This window comes from Bradyrhizobium sp. NBAIM03 (assembly GCF_020194055.1).
GTDB classification, from domain to species: Bacteria; Pseudomonadota; Alphaproteobacteria; order Rhizobiales; family Xanthobacteraceae; genus Bradyrhizobium; species Bradyrhizobium yuanmingense.
Window position 1 is genome coordinate 1 of the sequence record NZ_JADYVS010000089.1, and the last position, 1,051, is coordinate 1,051.

At 64.3% G+C, this 1,051-nt stretch carries 2 protein-coding genes; both read right to left on the reverse strand.

Annotated elements, in window-relative coordinates; all coding sequences use genetic code 11:
- Window positions 1–21 precede the first annotated feature (21 nt).
- Window positions 22–366: a hypothetical protein gene (locus I6F21_RS37515; RefSeq protein ID WP_109146007.1), complete on the reverse strand. Its 345-nt coding sequence runs from the start codon at window positions 364–366 to the stop codon at window positions 22–24.
- On the reverse strand, window positions 366–1,051 hold a 686-nt coding region (locus I6F21_RS37520; RefSeq protein WP_225184358.1), incomplete at its 5' end, for an IS5 family transposase. The genes I6F21_RS37515 and I6F21_RS37520, both read right to left, overlap by 1 nt.

Sequence of the window (1,051 nt, forward strand, 5' to 3'; positions counted from 1 at the left end):
CCTAGCAGGCTGTTGAAGAACTCAGCTGTGTTCGCAAACGAAGGCCGAATCGTCGCCATTGTGTATGTAGAAGTGGCCGACGAGCCTGCCGGCAGTGCCGATCATGGCCCATCCGCGACCGCAGGTGGGGTCATTCTCATCGTGCCCCTGCCATGAGAACTCCGCGCAGGCCGAACCGTCTCGCGTGCCGTAGCGGACGTCGAGGAAGCCCTTCAGCGCACCGAAGGCAACTTCACCGTCGGACTTGCCCTTGAAGGTGAGATGCGCCTGTTCGACGAGATCGAGGAAGTCGCCGTCCCAGGTGTCCATTTCGACGATGCGCCAGCGGCCGGCAAAGGCCTTGGCGAAGCCGGGCACCTTGGCCATCAGCCGGCCTCCGCGATCAGCTTGGGCAGCCGCACCAGATTGTAGGCGGCAGCAGCGAAGGTAAAGGCCCATCCGACGCGTTCACGGCCACGGAAGCTGGTCTTCTCTTGCCCGGCGACCGTCTTGATCCAGCCGAATGCCTCCTCGATCCGCTTGCGGATGCGCTGGCTGACGGCATAGCCGCCGTGCCGGGTCGTTCGCCCGTCGATCGCAGAGCTGCGGCCGCTGGTGTTCTGCGCAACATGCGGCGTCACGTTCATCGAGCGCAGCTCGTTGACGAAGTCTTCTGCGTCGTAGGCCTTGTCGGCGCCAAGCGTGATCGCTGTCGGCCGGTCGGCACGCGGTTCGATCATGTGCAGCGCGGCCACCCGTTCGGCATGCCCGTCGGCCTGTGTCAGGCAGGCGTCGACCAGCAAGCCGTGGCGGTTCTCCATCAGCCCATGCCCGATGAAGCACAGCTTCGTCTCCTTGCCTTTCCCCTTGCGGTAAAGCCTGGCATCGGGATCGGTGGTCGAAGCATGGGTGTCGTTCGAGCGTCTCTGGCCATGGAAGTCCGCTTCGGCATTGCGCCCGCCGCCTTGCGCTGGCGGCTCGCCCGAGCCTTCCTTGAGCTTGACGCTCTTCATCGAGGCCCAGGCCTCGATCAGCGTGCCATCGACCGAGAAGTGATCGCTCGACAGAAGCT

What these genes read in the sequence shown, in the direction of transcription:
- I6F21_RS37515 (WP_109146007.1), bottom strand. Translation starts at nt 366, where the DNA reads ATGGCCAAGGTGCCCGGCTTCGCCAAGGCCTTTGCCGGCCGCTGGCGC.